This window comes from Mucilaginibacter sp. P4_A11, from assembly GCF_056402535.1.
Genome location: NZ_JBFUHE010000001.1, coordinates 153,410 through 175,293, shown reverse-complemented (window position 1 = coordinate 175,293; position 21,884 = coordinate 153,410). Strand labels below are relative to the sequence as shown.

Here is a 21,884-nt window from a genome sequence, read left to right as displayed (position 1 = left end):
AGATAATCAGCAGAGCGGAATAAGATGGAAGTTCATGAAGAAAACGCCTATTTCAACACAAAGCACGAAGAAGGATTGGCCTTATCATTATAAATATTGCTAAGTTGCACCGGCACCGAAAATGTATCAAAAACCATAATACTGTTTTCGCCGGCTACAAAATGAGGCCATTGTTTATCGTTGACCAGGCCGGGGGCCTTGCCTTTTATAAAGTTAACCCAGGTTTGGTGGATCTGACCGGCCAGCTGTAGTTCTGTTTGATTGAAGTTGTTTTGTTTGGGTAAAAACCAAACATAGCCTAATTCGTCGGCATGGGTAGCGCCGGTACCATCCCGCTTATAGTCAAAACGGTACATCCAAACATGGTTGCCTGCCTGCGCTAAAGTGCTGGCAAGCCGGTAACTGTGCATCTGGTACATGTATTGGGTAAGTACTTTTAGGGCTGCACTATCAGCATTTCCGTTTTTAGCGTCGGCATTATAATTTGATAAAACATAACGGTAGTTATCACCGAACCACCCATAAAGAACCGTGCTATCGGGACGGTTGAGGCGTTTATCGAAGCCCATGAACATTTTACTTTCAAACTTATTGGTACCGATCAGGAAACGTACTTTGTCATTTCTGTTTTTGCGAATGTATTGATACGGATCATCTAAAATAACTGAGCCATCTATCACCGGGCCAAAATAGTTGGTACCCTGTGCTCCATTGCTGATATTAGCCTGGGCAGCGATAAGTTTTTCGGCGGAGATGTTGAGCAGTTCGCCCGGTTTGGTGATACCCAGCTTAGTCATGAGCCGCTGCCTGATACTTTTAGCAGTAACAGTGTCCCTGATGCATTGCACCGCGCCGCTTTCTAAAATCTGTTGATTAAAATATCCTTTAGCCTGGGGGGTAGCCTGTAAGGCGCTGGTAAGTTTAGCCCCTGCCGATTCGCCCATTACGGTGACATTGGAAGCATCGCCACCCATAGCGGCAATATTTTGCCTGATCCATTTTAGTGCCATGATGAGGTCAAGCAGGCCGTTATTTCCTGACGATTGGTAGCTTTTGGCCACATCGCCCAGGTACATAAAGCCAAAAACACCAAGGCGATAGTTGATGGTGACGGTAACAACACTATCGTCATCAGCAAAAGCGTGGCCGTTCATTCCCATGCCAGAGCCGCCTGTAAGCGCGCCGCCGTGCACCCATACCAGTACCGGAAGTTTAGCGTCCTTTGCTATAGTAGGTGTATAAACGTTTAAAGAGAGACAGTCTTCACTGCCTTTGAGCCCGCCTGCTCCGCCGCCTTGCGATGCCGGATTCCCAAATTTTTCGCAGGAAAGTGTGTCTTTCCACGGAGCGGCTGGTTGGGGAGGCATAAAACGTAAAGAGCCAACCGGTGGTTTAGCATACGAAATGCCTTTAAACACTAATGTTGGCCCTTCTTCAATACCCTTGATCCATCCGCCTGATACTTTTGTTACAACTGTTTGGGCTTTAACGCTAAAGCTAAAAATGATCCCGAACAAAAAAGTGCATGCCCGTATCCGGCGGATGATGTTTTTCATAAAAAGGTTGCTCTAATAAGTGGCAGCCAGCTGAAGCGCGTTATAAGCATTAACAACACCGCCGGTTACACAAATATCAGCAAACGGAACCTCTTTTTTAGTATCGCCATCTGTAATCACAACATTATGTGATATTTTCACTACCGATTTCATGATGATCTCCTTAACCTGAGTAGCTGTCAGTTTAGGATAGTACGAGCGGATCAACGCGGCTAAGCCGGTTACAACCGGTGCCGCCATACTGGTACCATCATGCTCGCCATAGGTTGATTTTGGTGTGGTTGAATTGATAGCAACTCCAGGTGCAAATACATCAACGCTGGTTTTGCCATAGTTGGAGAAAGATGCTTTCAGCGTTTCATCATCTTTAGGGCCTGATGCCCCTACCTCAATCCATGCACCTGCCACACCGCTTTTATCTTCGTAAGCCCGGTTAGGAACGTTGAGTTCAACCTCGGTATTGTTGTTGTCATTGCCGGCGGCATGTACCAGCAGCACGTCTTTGCTTAACGCAAATTTTACGGCCTCATCTACCGCTTTTTTATCGTACGAATAACTTTTGCCAAAGCTCATGTTGATTACCTTAGCACCATTGGCAGCGGCATAACGAATGGCGTTAGCCACATCTTTATCACGTTCGTCGCCCGTAGGTACGGTACGTACCGACATGATGGCTACATCATTGGCCACGCCCATAATGCCGAGGTTGTTATCCCTTACAGCGCCTATGATACCCGCAACGTGGGTGCCATGGTCGGCATCCGGGCCGGTTACATCATTATTGCCATAAAAACGCTCATTTGTGTTATTGTAGTTATCACCTACGGTATCCCTCGAATTGAAATTAAGGTTGAGGTGATAATCCAACTGCTCTTTGAAGTGGGTTAAGCCCCCGTTTACCTCTTTTTCCCTGAAATCGGCTACATTCTTAAACTCGGGTAGGGCACTTTCCAGCACACGTTTAACATAGGCTTCGCCATTGTCTTTTGGCTCAAACTTTTTAATATCATCAAGGCTTGGGTTTTTATTACCCAATTTGGCCAGTACGCCATCAAGCAGGGTATTGAATTTATTGATGACGGTATATGTTTGCTGAGCTTTGGCAAGTTGTTTGTCCATGTCGGCTTTCATAGCGCCGTATGCTTTAAAATCGGCAAGGTCTTTTCCGGTAAGTTTGGTACTGTCAACATTGGCAAAGCGGGTGTTGTTGATGCGCACAAGACGGGTAAGCTCCAGGTTATCATAATGTACATCGCCCTTTGCCGAACCTATAAAATCCCATCCATGGATGTCATCTGCATAGCCGTTTTTGTCATCATCCTTTTTATTTCCGGCGATTTCTTTCGGGTTATTCCAGATCACTTTTTTAAGGTCCTCATGATTAACATCAACACCGCCATCAATTACAGCTACCAGCACGGTAACGTGTTTTTTGCCTTTTAGCAGTTCGTTGTAAGCTTTTTCGGTACTGATCCCAAAAACGGAATCAGTTTTAAGATCGAGGTTTTGCCAGTTAGGTTTAGTTTTTGGCGCTTCCTGTGCATAAGTGAATACAGGTAAGCAAAGCCCGGCTACCAGCACAAGCTTTTTAAGCGGAAAATTATTGATCATTAATACTTTCAGTAATAGTTATATACGGTACAAAAACTCTAAAGTAGGTTTTTAATTGTTGAAAAAATGTGCGGGGTTGGTGATTTTAACACCTTTTCGGAAAATTATTTTCTTATTACTCCGTCTTTTGTTCAAAAATGTGTTCAATTATAAACTTTGATTCCTCTACGTGGACCTTCTTCCTGATCAGTGCACGCAAATCATCGGTGGCGCCATCCCTTATCTCATAGTTCTTTTCTTTACAGGTTTTTATAAAACCTATATACAATTGTTTCGCTTTGTCTACTTCGCCTTTTGCAAGTGTGGCAAGTGCTATATTAAACATGGCATAAGTAGCATCCTCCTGATATTTCAATGTCTTATAAGAGTATTTTATGCATTCATCAAATTTACCGGCACAATAACTTGACCACCCCAGGTTACCTAAAGCGGTAGCATAAGTACTATCAATACCTACGGCCGTTTTTGCGGCATCAATAGCTTCCTGGTATTTGCCCGATTGAGTATAACTTAAGTTAAGCCCCACGTAAGCGTATTTATAGGTTGGATCGATTTTTACTGCTTTTTGATGATATGTTATAGCTGTTTCATATTCTTTTTTCTGATAGTAACAATCGCCTATCCTATCATATGGAAAAGGGTATGATTTATCAATACTAATAGCCTTTTGGAGATCTTTTATAGCATCATCAAGTTTATCGAAGTAATAATAAGCGTCGCCGCGGTCAACATAAAAAACACGTTTTTCAGGTTTTAAGTTTATGGCCTGTGTATAAAGACTTATAGCTGTTTCGTATTCGTTCCTATCGCAGTAAATATCACCTTTCAGGTTGTAGCCATCACCATCATCGGTATTTTGATTGATGTGTTGATTGATAAAATAAAGGGCGCTATCGGGCATATCCATTTTTCTGTAGCACCTTGTAAGCTCATAATATGTCCAATTATAATTTGGCTTGAGCTGCAGTGTCAATCTCAGATCGGTTACTGCGTCCTTATATTTTTCAAGATCAATCAGGCATTCGGCCCGGTCATAATAAAGTACAAAATAACCTGGAAAAAAATTAACTGCCTTATCGTAATCAACCGCAGAATTTTCAAGTTGCTCAAGGTTATAATAACACTTGGCACGCATCTGGTAAGCGTGGGCATATTGCGGCCATACAGCTACTATCTGATTACAATATTTTATACATTCCTGGTATTTATCTTCATCAAAAAGCATCTCTGCCTTCATGATATTTGCCGAAATAAGGCCGGAACTTTCCTTTAGTAACCTGCCCAACTCGGCATTTGCACCTGATTTTCCTTTAAATGATGTAGTAAGTAATTTTAATCGTTTAGTAAAAACGGTATTAGGGGCTCTTTTAAAAAAACCATCCAAAACATTATCAGCATTTTTATCCCCGGGCTGCGTGGTAAATACCAATTTGAAGAAAGCTTTTCCCAGTTGTGTTTCGGCCGGCGAAAGATTGCTGCTGTTAATATCTTCAATAAGACTAAAAACTTCGTATCCCTGGTAAGGCATGATCCGCTTTACATCTTTTTGCATCCTGATATTTTTTATGCTTTTGGATAACAGCACCATGCCTTTATCAACACTATCCTGCCTGAAGCAGGTAATAGCACCCTTTAAATATGATGCGTAATCGCTGATCTGGTAGCCAGGTGTAGCCATTAGTGAGGGACTTTTCTTGCCGGAGGTATCAGCAGGAGCCAAAGCAGCGGCGGTAAAAGGACTTAAAACAAGCAGCCCAAAAACAATTAATCTACATGATAAGGTCATGCAATAAAAATAACATATCCGGTTAATATTAAAAAACGAAAATGGGCTCCTGCTTTAAATCCTTTTTACTTTTCTGCCCTGATCTTTTTAACCTCAGCCGCTGTAACCAGACTGCTGTTATTGCCAAAATTATTGCGGATGTAAGTAAGAACCGCCGCGATGTCGGCATCACTCAAAAAGTTATGCTTGGGCATTGCGCTATTGTAGGGGTGGTTCTTTACTTTGATCGGCCCGTCCAAACCATTCAATACTACCCTTATCACCAAATCTTTCTCCATGAACTTGCCACCGGTAACCCATTCCGACCCGCTGAGCGGCGGGATCATGTTACCATCCCCCCGGCCATTTTTTTGATGACAGTTGGCGCAATAAGTATTGTAAATTTTAGCACCACCTTTTAGCATCCCGGTTTGCAGGTCGCTTTTCAACACATCAGGCAATCTGAAGCCCGGCAGTTTTTTACGCAACTCCATTTTGGCAAGCTCGGCTTTGCCGAACCCTGCTTTATTGCCGGCGTAGGAGATCTTCCAGATCTTTCCTTCTTCCGTTTCGCTGATGTATAACGAACCATCGGGGCCCATTGCCAATCCCATAGGTCGGTAAACAGCATCGCTCACACTTACTACTGTATTTTTGCCGGTAAAGCCATCAGCAAAAATTTCCCATTGGCCAGTGGGCTTACCGTTTTTAAAGGGTACGAAGCATACAAAAAAACCAGCCTGTGGGTAAGGCGACCTGTTTGTTGAGCCATGAAAAGCGATGAAAGCCCCGTTTTTATATCTCGCCGGGAATTGATCGCCGGTATAAAAAAACAAATCGTTAGGTGCCCAATGCGCAGGGAAAGCCATGATAGGTTGAGCGTATTTAGCACCATTACCGGCCTTTATGCCATCGCCGCCATATTCGGGGTTCAGGAGTTTTTTCTTTTTAATAGGATCATAATAATAGTAAGGCCAGCCTACATCGGTACCCTTTTTTACTTTAATAAACTCTTCGGCAGGCAGCACAGCGCTTTGCCAGGCACTGAATATTTTAGGGAACTGTAAACGCAGGTCATCACGGCCGTGGGCAACCACATACAGGCAATTGTCGGCAGTGTTCCAGTCCATAGCAACAACGCTGCGCATACCGGTAGCATAACGGATCCCATCGGCCTGTACCTGGTTAGGTTTGGCTTCATCAAATTGCCAGATCCCCCCATACTGCTTTAACAATGGACATCCCTTGATCCCCTTTGAACCGGGAACCCTGTTTTGCTGCTGGCAGGCGTTTGAAGGAGCCCCAAATGCAACATACATATGTCCGGCATTATCAAAAGCGAGAGGCTTGGCGTCATGCTCATGTGGGGCGGTAGCATCATGCAAGATCAATTCGAGCGGGCCATCGGGTATCAGCGATTTCGGGTTTAATTTGGTGCGATAAACGTTTTCCTCCGAACTGAAATACAGGTAACCTTTATGTACCCGCATCCCGGTACCATAGGGGCCCTTATCTTCATAATCGGCAAATTTTTTTATGAGGTCCGCACGCCCATCGCCATTGGTATCACGCAGGGCGACATTGCCGCCGATAGAATCAGGGAAACGAAGCTTTACATAGATATCGCCATTGGTATTCACCGCAATATGCCTTGCTCTGCCCTCCAGGCTATCAACCACTACTACAGCTTTAAATTTGCCGGGCAGGAATAAGCCGCCATTGGAGGTATCCTTTGCCTTCGGCGTTAGTCTCTTTCCGATATCTTTAAAACTGATTACAGACAGTGCGCACAGGATCAGCAAAATACCAATAGCAATTGTTTTGTTTTTCATTTTTGAGCCGAACAGGTTATCTAAATGCGGAAGCATTGCTTAAAAAGCAACATCCTGCTATAAAAGCAATTTTGCAGGTAAATGTTTAGGCAGGTTCTTATTTTTTATTCGAGAGGTGGCTATAATTGCATAAAGTTGAAGAGTGCGGAGGGCTCCGTATTATCCGGAAAAATCCTATCTTTTCGCCAAACAAAGATCCATGTCCGAAATCCTTCCCGAAAAAAACAAATTAGGCCTGTGGACCAGCACCTCACTGGTGATTGGCAATATGATAGGTGCAGGCATTTTCCTAATGCCGGCGGCTATGGCTTCATTCGGAAGCATCGGCTTGCTGGGCTGGGTATTTTCGGCAATAGGGTCATTCTTTTTGGCGAAGGTTTTCAGCAACCTGAGCAAATTGCTGCCTCATGCTACCGGAGGCCCTTATGCGTACACCCGTGATGGACTGGGTGATTTTATCGGTTTTTTGGTGGCCTGGGGATATTACCTTGCGGTTGCCTGTGCCAATGCGGCTATCACCATATCATTTGTAAGTGCCTTAAGCACGTTTTTCCCGGTGCTGGCCAGCAGCAGTGCTATTGCCGTGGCTGCCGGTTTGTGTTCCATATGGTTACTGGCTTATATCAATACATTGGGTGTTGTTACCGGCGGAAAGCTGCAATTAGTTACCACCATTTTAAAAGTATTACCGCTGCTGCTGGTAGCTGTGGGTGGCCTGTTTTTTATTAAAGCTGTAAACTTTAGTCCTTTTAACAGCAGCGGCGGCAGTATTATCGGCGCCTTGCAGGCAACAGCTACCATGACCATGTTTGCGTTTATCGGTATTGAAAGCGCTACCGTTCCATCTGGCAGTGTGGAAAATCCTGAGAAAACCGTAGCCAGGGCAACTATGCTGGGGCTGCTCATTACTACCTTTATTTATATATTAGGGAGTGTTAGCGTTATCGGTATTATCCCGGCAGCGCAACTGCAAAAGTCACTTACGCCTTATGCAGATACGGCGGTGATCATCTACGGCAGCAGCGCCCGGTACTGGGTAAGTGCTGGTATCGCCATTGCTGCTTTCGGCTCGCTCAACGGGTGGACGTTACTGCAGGGGCAGGTGCCTTACGCTATTTCAAAAGACAAACTTTTTCCGCCGATATTCAGTCGCACCAATAAAAAAGGGGTACCTTATATGGGTATTATCATCAGCAGTATCATGGTGTCGCTGTTCATGACTATGAATTATACCAAGGGACTGGTTGCGCAGTTTAAGTTCCTGCTGCTACTCTCGTTGTTGAGCGTTTTGATCCCTTATTTATTATCGGCAGCGGCTTACCTTGTTATCAGGGTACGGAAAACCCCACAGGCTGGCGGTTGGGCAGGAGCTATGGCACTGGCCATAATGGCTTTTGGCTATTCGCTTTGGGCCATTGCGGGAGCCGGACAGGAGGCAGTATATTATGGCTTCCTACTGCTTATGGCCGGCATCCCGTTTTATGTTTGGGCCGCATTCAGAAAAAATGCGAAGTAGTTTTTATTATAATGCTCCGGCTTTGATCTCGTCAACTACCGATGGATCAAGCAGGGTACTGGTATCGCCAAGGTTTGAAGTATCGCCTTCTGCAATCTTGCGTAAAATACGACGCATGATCTTGCCCGAACGTGTTTTTGGCAAACCGGTCACAAACTGGATCTTATCCGGTTTGGCTATAGGCCCGATGATCCGCGATACCGTCATGATGATATCCTTGCGGGTGATCTCTTCATCGCCGTGCTTATCCGGGCTCACCACGTAGGCATAAACACCCTGTCCTTTAATATCGTGCGGATAACCAACCACTGCCGATTCAACCACGCTGCTGTGCATATTAATGGCGTTCTCCACTTCGGCAGTACCTATACGGTGACCGGATACGTTCAATACATCATCTACGCGCCCGGTAATGCGGTAATAACCATCCTGATCGCGTAAGCAACCATCACCGGTAAAATACATGTTTTCGTAAGTAGCGAAGTATGTAGTACGGCAGCGTTCATGGTCACCATAAGTGGTGCGCAGCATACCCGGCCATGGGAATTTGATACAAAGATTTCCGCTTACGCCGTTACCTTCAATCACCTGTCCGTTTTCGTCAACTAAAACAGGCTGTACACCCGGTAAAGGCAGCGTAGCATAACCCGGTTTGGTTGGGGTGATGCCGGCAATAGGCGAGATCATGATACCGCCATTTTCAGTTTGCCACCAGGTATCAACAATAGGGCAACGGTTTTTTCCGATGTTATCATCAAACCAGTGCCATGCTTCTTCATTAATAGGTTCGCCTACCGAGCCTAATTTTTTAAGCGAGCTGAGATCTTTATTTTTTACCTGATCAAGCCCAAAGCTCATTAACGAGCGGATAGCCGTTGGCGCGGTATATAATATGTTTACTTTAAACTTATCAACAATCTCCCAGAAACGGCCACAATCAGGGAACGTTGGGATACCTTCAAACATTAATGTAGTAGCCCCCTGCGAAAGCGGACCATATACTATATATGAATGACCGGTGATCCAGCCGATATCTGCAGTACAAAAATATACCTCGCCCTGATTGTACTGGAATACGTTGGCAAAAGTATAACCTGCATAAACCATATAACCGCCGCAGGTATGAACCACACCCTTCGGTTTACCGGTTGAGCCTGAAGTGTACAGGATAAACAGCATATCTTCGGCGTCCATAACTTCGGCTGGGCAGCTTGGGTTACCTTGTGTTTCAACTTTCTTAATTTCATCTTCCCACCAAACATCACGGCCTTTGATCATGGAAACCGGTGTACGGCTACGGGTAAGTACAATTACTTTTTTAACCGAACGGCATTGTACCAAAGCATCATCAATTACAGTTTTAAGAGGTACTTCTTTAGTGCCTCGTTTGCCCCCGTCGCAGGTGATCACAATGTTACATTCAGCGTCATTGATCCTATCAGCAATAGACTGCGCCGAAAAACCACCAAATACTACCGAGTGGATGGCGCCGATACGGGCACAAGCTAAAACAGCAATGGCCAGCTCGGGGATCATAGGCATATAGATACAAACACGATCACCTTTTTTAGCACCGTTGTTTTTAAGCACGTTGGCAAACTGGCAAACTTTATCATGAAGCTGACGGTACGTTAATATACGGTGATCTTCTTCCGGGTCGTTGGGTTCCCAGATGATGGCCGGTTTATCGCCAAGGGTCTCCAGGTGACGGTCGAGGCAGTTTTCGGTAATATTGAGTTTTGCCCCCTGGAACCATTTGATCTTAGGCTCCTTAAAGTTCCAGTCCAATACGGTGTCCCACTTTTTTTGCCATAAAAAATTATCGGCAATGCCGGCCCAGAATTGTTCGGGCTGCTCAACACTTTGCTGGTAAACTTTTTTGTACTCTTCAAATGATGTAATTTTCATCGGTTGGTTGGTGTTTGGTTGGTTGATGAAGCTGTTATGCGCTTATATTGTTTATTTGCTTTTAGCTTATAACGCTTTCATACTGGTTTAAATGGTGGGCGTAATTTAATAATTTATGTGCGATGTGTAAACTAAAATCGCTACTTTTTAAATTTTTTTAAGAAGTAGCGATTGAACGAATAACGGCTCTATATTTTGGTATTGTTATTGGGTTGATGCGGTGGCCGCGTTAGGAATAGAAGTGGAATGTCCACAGCGTGCGATGGCTATTGTCTGAACTCGAATTTATGGAATTTGTTTAGCATTCTGTCAATTCACGAAATTCCATAAATTCGAGTTCAGACAATAGCAAACACAAGAAAAAATAACCTGTTATTAACTAATTAGATAGGTGTCTGGCATCATCAAAAATCTTTTTTGAAAATTTTTCAAATCACTATTGAATATTTGGTTTAAAAGTCTGATATTTGCAAACTCTTTTTGGATAAAGGGTTGATAATTAAAAATATTTGTCATGTCAAGAATTTGTGATCTAACAGGAAAAGGATCTATCGTAGGTAACAACGTTTCAAACTCAAACGTTAAAACAAAACGCAGGTTTCATCCTAACTTGAAACTTAAAAAGTTTTATATTCCTGAAGAAGATAAATGGATTACCTTAAAGGTATCTACTTCTGCTGTGAAAACTATCAGCAAAAACGGTATTACCGCCTGCATCAATAAATTTGTTAAAAAAGGCTACATTTAGTAGTTGGCTTTCAAGTTTAGCAGTATAATAAAATTGAAAAATTGCGTAAGCCGCGAGGTTACACGTACAACATAAAAATAAAATGGCAAAAAAAGGCAACAGGGTTCAGGTGATTTTAGAATGCACCGAACACAAAACAAGCGGTATGCCAGGCATGTCTCGCTATATCACCACTAAGAACAAGAAAAACACTACCGAAAGATTAGAGTTGAAAAAATTCAACCCTGTTTTACGTAAAGTAACTGTTCACAAAGAGATAAAATAATTGGTTGATGAAGTTGATTGGTTGATTAGGTTAACATGCTAACAACAATTAACTTGCTAATTAAATCATTCACTAATTCAAAAAATTAACAAGAAATGGCAAAGAAAGTAGTTGCAACCCTGAAAGTAGCAGGTAAAGGCAAAGAATATTCAAAAGTGATCACTATGAATAAATCACCTAAAACCGGTGCTTATTCATTCAAAACCCAAATTGTCCCTAACGATTTAGTTAAGGATGCAATTGCAGGTAAAACTATCTAATCATCTTTTGATTAAAATATTGAAGCCGTCTTGTTTTTACGAGAGGGCTTTTTTTGTTAGATGTTGTCTGAATCAGAATTTACAGAATTAATAAATTGACAGAATGCTGTTTAAATTAATATCTGATATTTCTGAAAACATATTTAAATTCAGAAAATTCTATAATTCTGAAAATTCTGATCACCATGGGATTATTTGATTTTTTTAAGAAAAAGGAAAATACGCAGCAAGACCAGCAGGCGCTTGATACCGGTTTGGAAAAAACCAAGGATAACTTTTTTTCAAAGATCACCAAAGCCATCGCCGGTAAATCAACCGTTGATGATGATGTGCTTGATGAACTGGAAGAGATCCTGGTTACATCCGACGTTGGCGTAAGCACCACACTCAAGATCATCGACAGGATCCAGGCCCGCGTTGCCCGCGATAAATACGTAAGCACCAACGAGCTGAACACCCTGTTGAAAGATGAAATTCAGCAGCTGCTTGCCGAAAACAACAGCAACGACTTCCGCAATTTTGAATACGGCGATCATAAACCATATGTAATTATGGTTGTTGGCGTTAATGGCGTAGGTAAAACCACTACCATAGGCAAACTGGCCCACAAGCTTAAGCAAGCCGGTAACCAGGTGGTATTAGGCGCTGCCGATACCTTCCGTGCAGCAGCGGTAGACCAGATTAAACTGTGGGGTGAGCGTGTTGGTGTAAAGGTTGTTGCACAGGCTATGGGGTCGGACCCGGCTTCTGTTGCTTATGATACCCTGCGCTCGGCAGTTGCCAATGGAGATGATGTGGCTATTATTGATACTGCCGGTCGTTTGCATAATAAAGTTGGTTTAATGAACGAGCTTACCAAGATCAAGAACGTAATGCAAAAGGTGATCCCCGGTGCCCCGCATGAGATATTGCTGGTGTTGGATGCTTCAACCGGTCAAAATGCGATTGAGCAATGTAAGCAGTTTACCGAGGCTACCAACGTAAATGCATTAGCACTTACCAAGCTTGATGGCACAGCCAAAGGCGGTGTTGTAATTGGTATATCAGATCAGTTCAAGATCCCGGTGAAATATATAGGTGTAGGCGAAGGTGTGGATCACTTGCAGCTATTTGACAGGCAGGCGTTTGTGGATTCGTTATTTAAACAATAAAGACATAAAAAACGCGTCATTGCGAGGTACGAAGCAATCCCAAACTATGCAGATTCGCTCTGTAAGTCGGGGATTGCTTCGTACCTCGCAATGACGATTTTATAGAGTATGAGGACGAAAGAATTAGATAAGCCCAAAAAGATAGCCAAACCCCGTGTAAACGTGGTTACGTTAGGCTGTTCAAAAAATATTTACGATTCGGAGATATTGATGGGCCAGTTGAAGGGCAACCAGTTTGATGTGGTGCATGAGGCCGATAAGGTAGGCAAAAATGATATTATTGTAATTAACACCTGCGGCTTTATTGATAATGCCAAGCAGGAATCTATTGATACTATTTTACAATACAGCGAGCTAAAAGAACAAGGCAAGGTAGGCAAGGTAATTGTAACCGGTTGCCTGAGCGAACGCTACAAACCCGAGCTTGAAGCCGAAATTACCAATGTTGATGCCTATTTTGGTACCAATGATCTGCAGAACCTATTAGCTTCTGTAGGAGCTAACTACAAGCATGAGCTCATTGGCGAGCGATTATTAACTACCCCTTCGCATTTTGCATATTTCAAAATTGCTGAAGGCTGTAACCGCCCCTGCTCATTTTGCGCTATCCCTCTGATGCGTGGCAAGCACCTGAGTTCACCAATTGAACAGTTGGTTGAAGATGCAAAGAAGCTTGCTAAAAACGGCACAAAGGAACTAATCCTGATTGCACAGGATTTGACCTATTACGGTCTTGATCTATACGGTAAACGTAACCTTGATGAACTGCTTCGCCGTTTATCTGACGTGAATGGTATTGAGTGGATCAGATTGCAGTATGCTTATCCTTCAGGGTTCCCGATGGAGATTCTGGATGTGATGAATGAGCGCGAAAACATCTGCAAGTACCTGGATATGCCGTTGCAGCACATTACTGATAATATGCTGAAATCAATGCGTCGTGGTATCACCAAGCAGAAAACTATTGATATTGTAAACGAGATCCGCGATAAAGTACCGGGTATAGCAATGCGTACCACGCTGATCACCGGTTATCCCGGCGAAACCCAGCAGGATTTTGAAGAGATGGCACAATGGGTTGAAGATACTAAATTCGACCGCCTGGGCTGTTTCACTTATTCGCACGAAGAAAAAACACATGCGCATAGTTTAATTGATGATGTGCCTGAAGAAGTAAAACAGGAGCGTGCCGATGCTATAATGGAAATTCAGCAAGGCATTTCTTTCGATAAAAACCAGGAAAAGATTGGCAATACCTACAAAGTGTTGATCGACAAGAAGGATGGCGGCTACTTTGTTGGCCGTACCGAATTTGATTCGCCGGAGGTTGACAATGAAGTTTTAATTGATGCCAGTGTTGATTACGCTACCGTTGGAAGCTTTGTTAACGTGAAGATAGACAGCGCCGAAGACTTTGACCTTTATGGACAAATTGTAAAATAATAGTAATTTGCAGCTTGCTGTTAAGCGATTTGCGATATATAATCTAATTTCGACACCAGCATTTAAATTATTTATTTGCTGGTGTTTTGTTTTAGGGTTAAATCCGAGATCGAACATCCCAAATCAAAGATAAACATGGACGCTTCCTGCATAAGTTATAAAGACACCGGTTTTTTTTCGCACACAGTTACCGAATACATTGAAAACCGTGCTGAACTACAACCCTTTTTTGGGTACCGCCCTGATATGGCCGGCTTTGCTGAGTTTTTAAAAAACAAGAAGGTTGTTGCTGACCGCGAGGTGCTGGTACGTGTTTTAACTAAGCAGTACGAATGTTTAGGCAAAGAGCCCGGTAAGCTATGTACTTACTCAACCGCGCTTACTGCTCAAAACCTGGAGCTTTTAAAGCTTGATAACACATATACCATTACAACTGGGCACCAGTTGAATATCTTCGCGGGGCCTTTGTATTTCCTTTATAAAATTGCTACCGCCATTAAACTGGCACGACAACTCAAGGCTGCTCACCCTGATAAGAATTTTGTTCCTGTTTACTGGATGGCCAGCGAAGATCACGACTTCGCCGAGATCAACTATACTAACATAGGCGGTAAAAAAGTACACTGGTGGTATGAGGCCTCAGGAGCAACAGGTCGTATCGACCCGGTGAGTATTCGCCAGGCACTTAACCAGTATAAGGGCGTTTTAGGCATGGAAGGCCATGCTATCGACCTTGCCGAAATTGTTGAAACAGCTTATACTAAATTTGATAAGTTGGCAGATGCAACCCGTTACCTGGTTAACTCTTTGTTTGGCCAATATGGTTTGGTGATCATCGATGCCGATGATCATGAGTTAAAGAAACAATTCGCCACCATTATTGAGCAGGACATTATAGGGCAGCATAGTTTTAAAAACATCAGCGAAACTAACCAGAAGCTTCATGAGCTTGGTGTGCATATCCAGGTTAACCCGCGCGAGATCAATTTTTTTTACCTGAAAGAGCAGCTTCGTGAAAGGCTAGTTTTTGAAAATGACAGCTACCAGGTTCTCAATACAGAGATAAAGTTTACCGAAGCCGAGCTTAAAAAAGAGATAGCAGAATACCCGGAACGCTTTAGCCCTAATGTGGTGATGCGCCCGCTGTACCAGGAATGTATTTTGCCCAACATAGCTTACATTGGCGGTGGCGCAGAAGTAGTTTACTGGCTGGAACTGAAATCGAACTTTGATCATTATAAAATTGATTTTCCTATCCTGATCCTCCGCAACTCTGCATTGGTGATCAAAAAAGAACAGGCTGCCAAAGTTGAACGCATGAACCTTGATGCCATCGACCTGTTTAAACAAAGCGATGCCCTGCAAACTTACTGGATCAAAAAACACAGCGGCCATAACCTGAGCATTGCCGAAGAATGGCGCGAAATGGAAAGCCTGTTCGAGAAAATAAAGCTTCGCGCTTACAAGATCGATCCTACACTTTCTCCTTCGGCTGCGGCCGTACAGGCTCGCCTTAAAAAGGCAATGGATAACCTCGAAAAGAAGCTCATCCGCGCCGAAAAAAGAAACTATAGTGTGCGTTTAGAACAACTAACCGCCGTTAAAGCCGAGCTGTTCCCGAAAGATAGTCTGCAGGAACGCTCTGAAAACTTTGGTCTGATGTATGTGAAATGGGGACAAACTTTTATTGATGAACTCATCCGCCTGTTTGACCCGCTTGATTTTAAGTTTACGGTGCTGACGGAGAAGTAAATCTTTACTCGTCAAGTTCTTCAACGGGAAGTAATCCCAGCTCTACCTCGTCATTGCGAGGCACGAAGCAATCGCGAACTGTACAGCGTAACTTGCAAAGCCGCTCTGCTCATAGGTGATTGCTCCGTGCCTCGCAATGACGCGTGCTCTATTGCTTCCTTATGATAACAACGAAACCCCGCTGCCAGAAAGAAAAATAGTAAACCGGCAACAGGGCTTGCAACACAAAATACAAAGATTTTAAACCCTACCCAAGACTTTGAACTAAAGACTTCAGACTTTACTCTTCCCCTACAAGCTTAAATACCATACCATCCATATCCTCAGTGATCCTGATTTGGCAGGCCAACCGACTGGCTGGCGGGGCATAGGGTAGCGTATCCAACACGTCAAGTTCAGTATCTGTAGCAGTAAAATATTCTTCAGGCCCTTCAATAACCTGTACGTGGCACGTAGCGCAAAGCGCCATGCCGCCGCAGGTGGCCAGTATATCATATTCGGACGCCTTCAGCACTTCCATCAGACTCAGGTTAATTCCTTCGGGAATTTCAACGGGTTTACTGCCGCCGTCGCGGTCAATTATGGTTAAATTTATCATGGCTAAAAGGCGCTTACACCGTAAACCGTGGTGTATTTAAAACTCAATTTTTGCTCGGGGTAAACATATTTAAATGCACTTTGAGCCATCAATGCACCCTCGTGAAATCCGCATAATATCAGCTTAAGTTTGCCCGGATAGGTGTTGATATCGCCAATGGCATAAATACGCTCAATGTTGGTACTGTAATCGACAGTATTTACCGCTATTGCTGACTTATCTATATTCAGTCCCCAATCGGCAATAGGGCCAAGCTTAGGGCTAAGACCGAAAAGCGGAATCAGGTGGTCCGCTTCGATATGACTTACCTGCTGATCACGATCAAGCAGGGTAATTTCTTGCAAACGGTCATCACCAGTTAAAGCAACCACATTTGATTTCAGGATGAGGTCAATTTTACCTTCCCTTGCCAGTTCAAATACTTTTTCGGCACTGTCAGGTGCGCCGCGGAAAGTATCGCCCCTGTGTACAAGGGTAACACGCTCGGCTACGTTGCTCAGAAAAATGGCCCAGTCAAGTGCAGAATCACCACCACCGGCCAGCACCACTTTTTTATTGCGGAAATGCTCGGGGTTCTTCACCATATATGCTACGCCTTTGCCTTCAAAATCGGTGAGACGGTCAATTTCCGGTTTACGGGGCTCAAAGCAGCCGAGGCCACCGGCAATTACTACTACCTGGCAATGAACAACTGTACCATCATTGGTGATGATATTGTAGGAGCCGTCATGATTACGTTGTAGGTTTTCCACTCGCTCACCCAAACTAAAGGTTGGATGAAATGGAACTATCTGTACCATCAGGTTATCTACCAGTTGCTGTGCGGTAACATCTGGATAACCAGGAATATCATAGATTGGTTTGTGTGGATAAATTTCGGAAAGCTGACCACCAACCTGCGGTAGCACATCAATAAGATGGCAGCGCATTTTGAGCAGACCAGCTTCAAAAACAGCAAATAAACCAACAGGCCCAGCGCCTATAATGCAGATATCGGTAGTAATTTGTTCCATGTATGATCGCCTTTGATTCAGCACTCAAATTTGCGGCTAAAGCAACTGGTAATCAAATGATATAAAGTAATACGTGATTACTTTAAGTTATAACTGGCGAGGCAAAAACGTTTAAAAAGTTCGATCAGTTTGCTGTGTTTACCATGCAGCTGTATGAACTGGAACGTGCGGAAGATCTCCAATCCTTTCACATCAATAATGGTGAGCTCATTGTATTTTAATTCGCTCACTACCGATTGAATGGAAAGGAATGTAGCTGTTTCTGAGTATAAAAGGTATTGCTTTATGGCGATACTGCTCTCCAGCTGGATCTCGATATTAAGATCTTTAGGGTTGATCTGTACACCGGCAAGTGCATTAAAAATAACATCCAGCGTACCCGATCCGGCTTCTCTTAAAACCAGTGGAATAGCCGGTAATTGTTTAGGTGTGATCTCTGCCTTTTTCGATAACTTATTGTTAGCGCTGGTTACCAATACAATCTCATCCTTAATAAAATCGGTATAGGATAATTGCGGCGAATGGGCTGCTCCCTCTACAATGGCAATATCTATTTTTTCGGCCAGCACCAGTTGCGAGATCTGGTCGGTATTGGCCTGGATAAAATTGAAGGTAACTTTGGGGTATGTTTTTTTAAACATGGCCAGCAGCTTGGGCAAAATGGTTTGTGCTACTGTAGTGCTGGCCCCAATATGTAGCGTACCGGCTTCCAGGTTGTTAAGTTGTGCCAGTTCAGTTTCAAGATCAGTATAGGTTTGAAAGATCTTTTCGGCATACTTCTCAAGAATTTTACCGGCAGTGGTAAGGGCGATGTTATTACCATTACGTTTAAACAACTGCTGGCTTAACTGGTGTTCCAGTTCTTTAATGTGTTTGGTAACAGCAGGCTGGGTAATAAACAGTTCGGATGCAGCCTTGGTAAAGCTCAAACGCTGTGCAACCGTATAGAAAACCTTCAGCCTGAAATCAAATATCATTGAGGCAATTTAGGAATAAAAGGCTAATTATTCCACAGGCTTACGTGGCAAGTCATTGCTTTGCACCTATCCATAATCCAGACTTACGAAGTTTTAAAAACTTCGTAAGTCTTCAGATTTAAACACCCATTTATAATATTTAGACTGTCCTTATCCAATAAAATGGTATAAAAACACAACGTCGCCGGCAAAGGCGGGTTTGCGCTGATCTTTTATTTCGAGTTCGATGGCCATGGTAGCTTTGATAACACCGCGAAGATTAAGCAAACCGGCCAATTTAACTTTTAACCGCACTTCGTTATCAACCAATACCGGTTGGGCAAAACGCAGGTTTTCGATACCGTAGTTAATTTCCATTTTCAGGTTTTCGATCTTTACGATCTCTTTCCACAGGTAAGGGATCAGCGATAGCGTAAGATAGCCATGCGCTATAGTTGATTTAAAAGGGCTCTCGGTTTTGGCCCTTTCAGGGTCGGTATGGATCCATTGGTGGTCAAGGGTTGCATCCGCAAATTTGTTGATCTGCTCCTGGGTGATGGTGTGCCATGATGAAACACCAAGGTCGTTACCAACCTGCTGTTCAAACTCCTGGAAATTACTGATTACAATCATATTGGGTTATTAATAGTTAGGGTCTTTTGAAGCGCCAAAGGTATAAAATCTAACGCTTTATTCGCCCAGTAAAGCTTTCAGACTTTCCAGTGTATCGGCTTCTTCTTTAGGTTTATCGTGCCGCCACCGCAGGATCCTCGGAAAACGTAACGCGATGCCCGATTTATGCCGGGTTGATTTATTGATGCCTTCAAAACCTATCTCAAATACAAGCTCAGGCTTTACGGTACGTACCGGGCCAAATTTTTCGATAGTATTACGTTTTATAAAATAATCAACCTTGTTGATCTCTGCGTCGGTTAAGCCTGAATAGGCTTTGGCAAACGGTACCAGCTTGTCGCCATCCCAAACGGCAAACGTGTAATCGGTGTACAGGTCGGCCCTTCGGCCATGGCCTTTTTGCGCGTAGATCATCACCGCATCAACCGATAACGGATCGATCTTCCATTTCCACCAGTCGCCCCGGCGACGGCCTACCTGGTAAGCGGCGTTTTTACGTTTCAGCATGATCCCCTCGGCTATCATGGCGCGCGACTGCTCCCTGATGCTGCCGAGCTCCTCCCAGCTTTCAAACCCAATCAGTGCCGAAATGCGGAATATTTCGGGGTATTGAGTTTGCAATTGTATCTGCTCCAGGATTTCCCGCCTTTCGGATTGTGTTTTATAGCGGATATCTTCGCCGTTATATTCCAGGCAGTCGTAAGCAATAACGGCTACAGGACTTTCTTCTAAGATTTTTTTGCTTAAATTTTTCCTGCCGATACGCGTTTGCAGCACATTAAAAGGCATTGGTAGCCCATTTTGAAAACTAAGGATCTCCCCGTCAATCACAGTACCATCGGGCAGGGCATTCAGGAAAGGGTGCAGTTCGGGAAACTTTTCGGTAGCAAGGTCCTCGCCCCTGCTCCAGATAAATATTTCGCCACCCCGCTTTATCATTTGCGCACGAATGCCGTCCCATTTCCACTCGGCCTGCCAGTCGGCGGCATCGCCGAGGGCGATACCTACTTCGGCGGGCGTTTTTTGTTTCTCGGATGTTTCCTGGATGGGATAGGCCAGGAAGAAAGGGTAGGGACGGGAGATATTTGCAGCGGCATCCTGTTCCTCCATTAATTGCGAAAACTGGTAGGTTTCGGGTAACCAGCTTCCCATGATCCGATGGGTTAGCGCGGCAGGTTCCAACCCGGAAATATCGGCCAGCGCTTTAATCACTAAATTTTGCGATACCCCAACCCTGAAGCTGCCGGTAAGCAGTTTGTTAAACACAAAACGCTCCTGGCTATCAAGCATGGCCCATGATTCCAGCAGCCATTCCTTTTTTTGCTCTTCTGTTTTATCATTGAGGTTATTGATCTCGGCTATCCATTCGGTAAGGGTTTTACTGCTGCTTTCATTGCTTTGGGGCATGAGCAGGGCCATGGTTTCTGCGAGATCCCCCACAACGTGATAGCTTTCCTCAAACAACCAGGCAGGGATGTGCGATGCTTCAACGGCCCAGTTACGTACCAGGGTAGAGTTGATCTGCCGTTTCGGCCGCCGGCCGGTAAACAGGGCAAGCATGTGCATTTTGTCGGTATCGGGTACGGCGTTAAAGTAGTCTTTCAGTACTTTAACCTTCTCGTTGGTTTTGTTGGTTTCATCAAGCGAGAGAAAGAGTTGGGCGAAGGCTTTCATAACACCCCTCCTAAATCCTCCCCTGGGGAGAGGATTTTCTTTCCCTGTTCTTCAGCGCTTGAAGCCTCTCCTTCGGGTAAGTTGGAGGGGTTTTCTTCCTCCTCGCCGCCATATAAAGTATGCACCTCATGCGCATCAAAACCTATCTCATTTAAATATCTTGAAAATGTTGCAGTGTAACCGTGGGTGAGGTAAACGCTTTCGCAGCCGGTGGCATCAATAGCACTGATGAGGCCATCCCAATCGGCATGATCAGAGAGGACAAAGCCCCTGTCGGCAGCGCGGCGGCGCTTGGCCCCACGGATAGCCATCCATCCAGAGCAATAACCAAAACTATAAGGCTGAAATTTCCGCATCCAGGGCGTACCTACTGATGATGGCGGCGCTATGATGATACCTTTGCGCACTTCTTCTTTTGAGCTTTCCTGCGTGATCCTTTCCGTTGGGTTTAACAATACGCCGTTGCGGCGCAGGGCTTCGTTGGTATTTTCGATAACGCCGTGGGTGTAAACTTTGCCGTTAAACAGATCGAGGTTTTGCAGAATACGCTGGGCTTTCCCTAACGAATAGCCTACCAGCACGGTGGGCACCCCGTTGTGTAGATTTCCGCGCCACCAGTTATTGATCTCGTTAAAAGTTTCTACTTGCGGCTTCCATTGATAAACCGGCATCCCAAATGTACATTCGGAAATAAAGTGATGGCATTTAACCGGTTCAAAAGGCGTAGAGATCCCATCATCCTCTACCTTGTAATCGCCGGAGACTACCCAAACTTCGCCCTTGTATTCAATACGGATCTGTGCGGAGCCAATTACATGCCCGGCAGGATACAGGGAAACGCTTACACCGTTTTTCATCACGGTTTCACCATATTCCACAGTTTGCAGGTTGATCTCGCCAAGGCGGTACAGCAGCACCTCGCGTGAGAGATGATGGGCTAAATAATGTTTATGCCCCACGTAAGCATGATCGGCATGGGCATGGGTAATTACGGCATCATCAACCGGTTTCCATGGGTCGATATAAAATTTCCCCTTCGCACAGTAAATCCCTCTATCAGTAAACTCAAGCAGCGGTTTTTTAGCCATGATGTATAAACTACTGATAAGCAAATTAGTTTGCCCCTCGGCCCCGTAAAGGGGGAGCTTGTCTTAAGTCTGAGGTGAACTTAAAAGCATAGGGTTATGCGATTCCCCTCTTGAG

18 protein-coding genes are annotated in these 21,884 nt (G+C 44.2%); 7 read left to right on the top strand and 11 right to left on the bottom strand.

The genetic code is table 11. The features are described 5' to 3' along the window. Positions 1 to 47 precede the first annotated feature (47 nt). The 4 genes from AC1DUD_RS00795 to AC1DUD_RS00780 form a co-directional block, all read right to left on the bottom strand. Positions 48 to 1,556, bottom strand: a complete 1,509-nt coding sequence (locus tag AC1DUD_RS00795) for a carboxylesterase/lipase family protein (RefSeq protein ID WP_477370216.1) — start codon at positions 1,554 to 1,556, stop codon at positions 48 to 50. A gap of 12 nt (positions 1,557 to 1,568) precedes the next feature. After that, the gene (locus AC1DUD_RS00790; protein ID WP_477370213.1) at positions 1,569 to 3,167 is read right to left on the bottom strand and encodes a S8 family peptidase; all 1,599 of its coding nucleotides are present in this window, start codon (positions 3,165 to 3,167) and stop codon (positions 1,569 to 1,571) included. 115 nt (positions 3,168 to 3,282) lie between these two features. Beyond that, entirely contained in the window at positions 3,283 to 4,953 is a 1,671-nt protein-coding gene (locus tag AC1DUD_RS00785; RefSeq protein WP_477370210.1) for a tetratricopeptide repeat protein, read from the bottom strand. 65 nt (positions 4,954 to 5,018) lie between these two features. Continuing rightward, positions 5,019 to 6,764 (bottom strand): PQQ-dependent sugar dehydrogenase, encoded by a 1,746-nt coding sequence (locus AC1DUD_RS00780; protein ID WP_477370207.1) that lies wholly within the window; start codon positions 6,762 to 6,764, stop codon positions 5,019 to 5,021. A gap of 199 nt (positions 6,765 to 6,963) precedes the next feature. Between AC1DUD_RS00780 and AC1DUD_RS00775 the strand changes: the two genes are divergently transcribed. Further along, positions 6,964 to 8,280 carry an amino acid permease gene (locus AC1DUD_RS00775; protein ID WP_477370204.1) on the top strand — a complete coding sequence of 439 codons (1,317 nt, stop codon included), beginning with the start codon at positions 6,964 to 6,966 and terminating at the stop codon, positions 8,278 to 8,280. 6 nt (positions 8,281 to 8,286) lie between these two features. Here the strand turns inward: AC1DUD_RS00775 and acs are convergent, their stop codons facing one another. Then, on the bottom strand, positions 8,287 to 10,215 hold the full coding sequence (gene acs, locus AC1DUD_RS00770) for an acetate--CoA ligase (RefSeq protein ID WP_477371794.1): 1,929 nt from the start codon (positions 10,213 to 10,215) through the stop codon (positions 8,287 to 8,289). A gap of 487 nt (positions 10,216 to 10,702) precedes the next feature. Here acs and rpmB point away from each other — a divergent pair, with 487 nt between their 5' ends. The 6 genes from rpmB (at position 10,703) to bshC (ending at position 15,807) form a co-directional block, all read left to right on the top strand. After that, on the top strand, positions 10,703 to 10,936 hold the full coding sequence (gene rpmB, locus AC1DUD_RS00765) for a 50S ribosomal protein L28 (RefSeq protein WP_022830076.1): 234 nt from the start codon (positions 10,703 to 10,705) through the stop codon (positions 10,934 to 10,936). 82 nt (positions 10,937 to 11,018) lie between these two features. After that, positions 11,019 to 11,201 carry a 50S ribosomal protein L33 gene (gene rpmG / locus AC1DUD_RS00760; protein WP_022830075.1) on the top strand — a complete coding sequence of 61 codons (183 nt, stop codon included), beginning with the start codon at positions 11,019 to 11,021 and terminating at the stop codon, positions 11,199 to 11,201. A gap of 95 nt (positions 11,202 to 11,296) precedes the next feature. Further along, positions 11,297 to 11,461 carry a DUF4295 domain-containing protein gene (locus tag AC1DUD_RS00755; protein WP_022830074.1) on the top strand — a complete coding sequence of 55 codons (165 nt, stop codon included), beginning with the start codon at positions 11,297 to 11,299 and terminating at the stop codon, positions 11,459 to 11,461. 185 nt (positions 11,462 to 11,646) lie between these two features. Next, positions 11,647 to 12,612 carry a signal recognition particle-docking protein FtsY gene (gene ftsY / locus AC1DUD_RS00750; RefSeq protein WP_477370198.1) on the top strand — a complete coding sequence of 322 codons (966 nt, stop codon included), beginning with the start codon at positions 11,647 to 11,649 and terminating at the stop codon, positions 12,610 to 12,612. A gap of 108 nt (positions 12,613 to 12,720) precedes the next feature. After that, positions 12,721 to 14,055, top strand: a complete 1,335-nt coding sequence (rimO, locus tag AC1DUD_RS00745) for a 30S ribosomal protein S12 methylthiotransferase RimO (RefSeq protein ID WP_477370195.1) — start codon at positions 12,721 to 12,723, stop codon at positions 14,053 to 14,055. A gap of 135 nt (positions 14,056 to 14,190) precedes the next feature. Then, positions 14,191 to 15,807, top strand: a complete 1,617-nt coding sequence (gene bshC / locus AC1DUD_RS00740; RefSeq protein WP_477370192.1) for a bacillithiol biosynthesis cysteine-adding enzyme BshC — start codon at positions 14,191 to 14,193, stop codon at positions 15,805 to 15,807. Between the two features lie 280 nt (positions 15,808 to 16,087). On the opposite strand, the gene AC1DUD_RS00735 is transcribed toward bshC, so the two are convergent. The 6 genes from AC1DUD_RS00735 to AC1DUD_RS00710 form a co-directional block, all read right to left on the bottom strand. After that, positions 16,088 to 16,405 carry a 2Fe-2S iron-sulfur cluster-binding protein gene (locus tag AC1DUD_RS00735; RefSeq protein WP_477370189.1) on the bottom strand — a complete coding sequence of 106 codons (318 nt, stop codon included), beginning with the start codon at positions 16,403 to 16,405 and terminating at the stop codon, positions 16,088 to 16,090. Between the two features lie 2 nt (positions 16,406 to 16,407). Continuing rightward, positions 16,408 to 17,418: an NAD(P)/FAD-dependent oxidoreductase gene (locus AC1DUD_RS00730; protein ID WP_477370186.1), complete on the bottom strand. Its 1,011-nt coding sequence runs from the start codon at positions 17,416 to 17,418 to the stop codon at positions 16,408 to 16,410. A gap of 77 nt (positions 17,419 to 17,495) precedes the next feature. Further along, the gene (locus AC1DUD_RS00725; RefSeq protein ID WP_477370183.1) at positions 17,496 to 18,395 is read right to left on the bottom strand and encodes a LysR substrate-binding domain-containing protein; all 900 of its coding nucleotides are present in this window, start codon (positions 18,393 to 18,395) and stop codon (positions 17,496 to 17,498) included. Between the two features lie 150 nt (positions 18,396 to 18,545). Next, on the bottom strand, positions 18,546 to 19,007 hold the full coding sequence (locus AC1DUD_RS00720) for a MaoC family dehydratase (RefSeq protein WP_477370180.1): 462 nt from the start codon (positions 19,005 to 19,007) through the stop codon (positions 18,546 to 18,548). A 57-nt stretch (positions 19,008 to 19,064) separates the two neighbouring features. Beyond that, positions 19,065 to 20,681, bottom strand: coding sequence for an ATP-dependent DNA ligase (locus AC1DUD_RS00715; RefSeq protein ID WP_477370177.1), 1,617 nt, complete (start codon positions 20,679 to 20,681; stop codon positions 19,065 to 19,067). Continuing rightward, positions 20,678 to 21,769, bottom strand: a complete 1,092-nt coding sequence (locus AC1DUD_RS00710; RefSeq protein ID WP_477370174.1) for a ligase-associated DNA damage response exonuclease — start codon at positions 21,767 to 21,769, stop codon at positions 20,678 to 20,680. The genes AC1DUD_RS00715 and AC1DUD_RS00710 overlap by 4 nt, the downstream gene beginning before the upstream one ends. Positions 21,770 to 21,884 lie beyond the last annotated feature (115 nt).

Bases quoted from the DNA above. Each gene is read 5' to 3' on its own strand.
- AC1DUD_RS00795 (WP_477370216.1), bottom strand. From the start codon at position 1,556: ATGAAAAACATCATCCGCCGGATACGGGCATGCACTTTTTTGTTCGGG.
- AC1DUD_RS00790 (WP_477370213.1), bottom strand. From the start codon at position 3,167: ATGATCAATAATTTTCCGCTTAAAAAGCTTGTGCTGGTAGCCGGGCTT.
- AC1DUD_RS00785 (WP_477370210.1), bottom strand. From the start codon at position 4,953: ATGACCTTATCATGTAGATTAATTGTTTTTGGGCTGCTTGTTTTAAGT.
- AC1DUD_RS00780 (WP_477370207.1), bottom strand. From the start codon at position 6,764: ATGAAAAACAAAACAATTGCTATTGGTATTTTGCTGATCCTGTGCGCA.
- AC1DUD_RS00775 (WP_477370204.1), top strand. From the start codon at position 6,964: ATGTCCGAAATCCTTCCCGAAAAAAACAAATTAGGCCTGTGGACCAGC.
- rpmB (WP_022830076.1), top strand. From the start codon at position 10,703: ATGTCAAGAATTTGTGATCTAACAGGAAAAGGATCTATCGTAGGTAAC.
- rpmG (WP_022830075.1), top strand. From the start codon at position 11,019: ATGGCAAAAAAAGGCAACAGGGTTCAGGTGATTTTAGAATGCACCGAA.
- AC1DUD_RS00755 (WP_022830074.1), top strand. From the start codon at position 11,297: ATGGCAAAGAAAGTAGTTGCAACCCTGAAAGTAGCAGGTAAAGGCAAA.
- ftsY (WP_477370198.1), top strand. From the start codon at position 11,647: ATGGGATTATTTGATTTTTTTAAGAAAAAGGAAAATACGCAGCAAGAC.
- rimO (WP_477370195.1), top strand. From the start codon at position 12,721: ATGAGGACGAAAGAATTAGATAAGCCCAAAAAGATAGCCAAACCCCGT.
- bshC (WP_477370192.1), top strand. From the start codon at position 14,191: ATGGACGCTTCCTGCATAAGTTATAAAGACACCGGTTTTTTTTCGCAC.
- AC1DUD_RS00735 (WP_477370189.1), bottom strand. From the start codon at position 16,405: ATGATAAATTTAACCATAATTGACCGCGACGGCGGCAGTAAACCCGTT.
- AC1DUD_RS00730 (WP_477370186.1), bottom strand. From the start codon at position 17,418: ATGGAACAAATTACTACCGATATCTGCATTATAGGCGCTGGGCCTGTT.
- AC1DUD_RS00725 (WP_477370183.1), bottom strand. From the start codon at position 18,395: ATGATATTTGATTTCAGGCTGAAGGTTTTCTATACGGTTGCACAGCGT.
- AC1DUD_RS00720 (WP_477370180.1), bottom strand. From the start codon at position 19,007: ATGATTGTAATCAGTAATTTCCAGGAGTTTGAACAGCAGGTTGGTAAC.
- AC1DUD_RS00715 (WP_477370177.1), bottom strand. From the start codon at position 20,681: ATGAAAGCCTTCGCCCAACTCTTTCTCTCGCTTGATGAAACCAACAAA.
- AC1DUD_RS00710 (WP_477370174.1), bottom strand. From the start codon at position 21,769: ATGGCTAAAAAACCGCTGCTTGAGTTTACTGATAGAGGGATTTACTGT.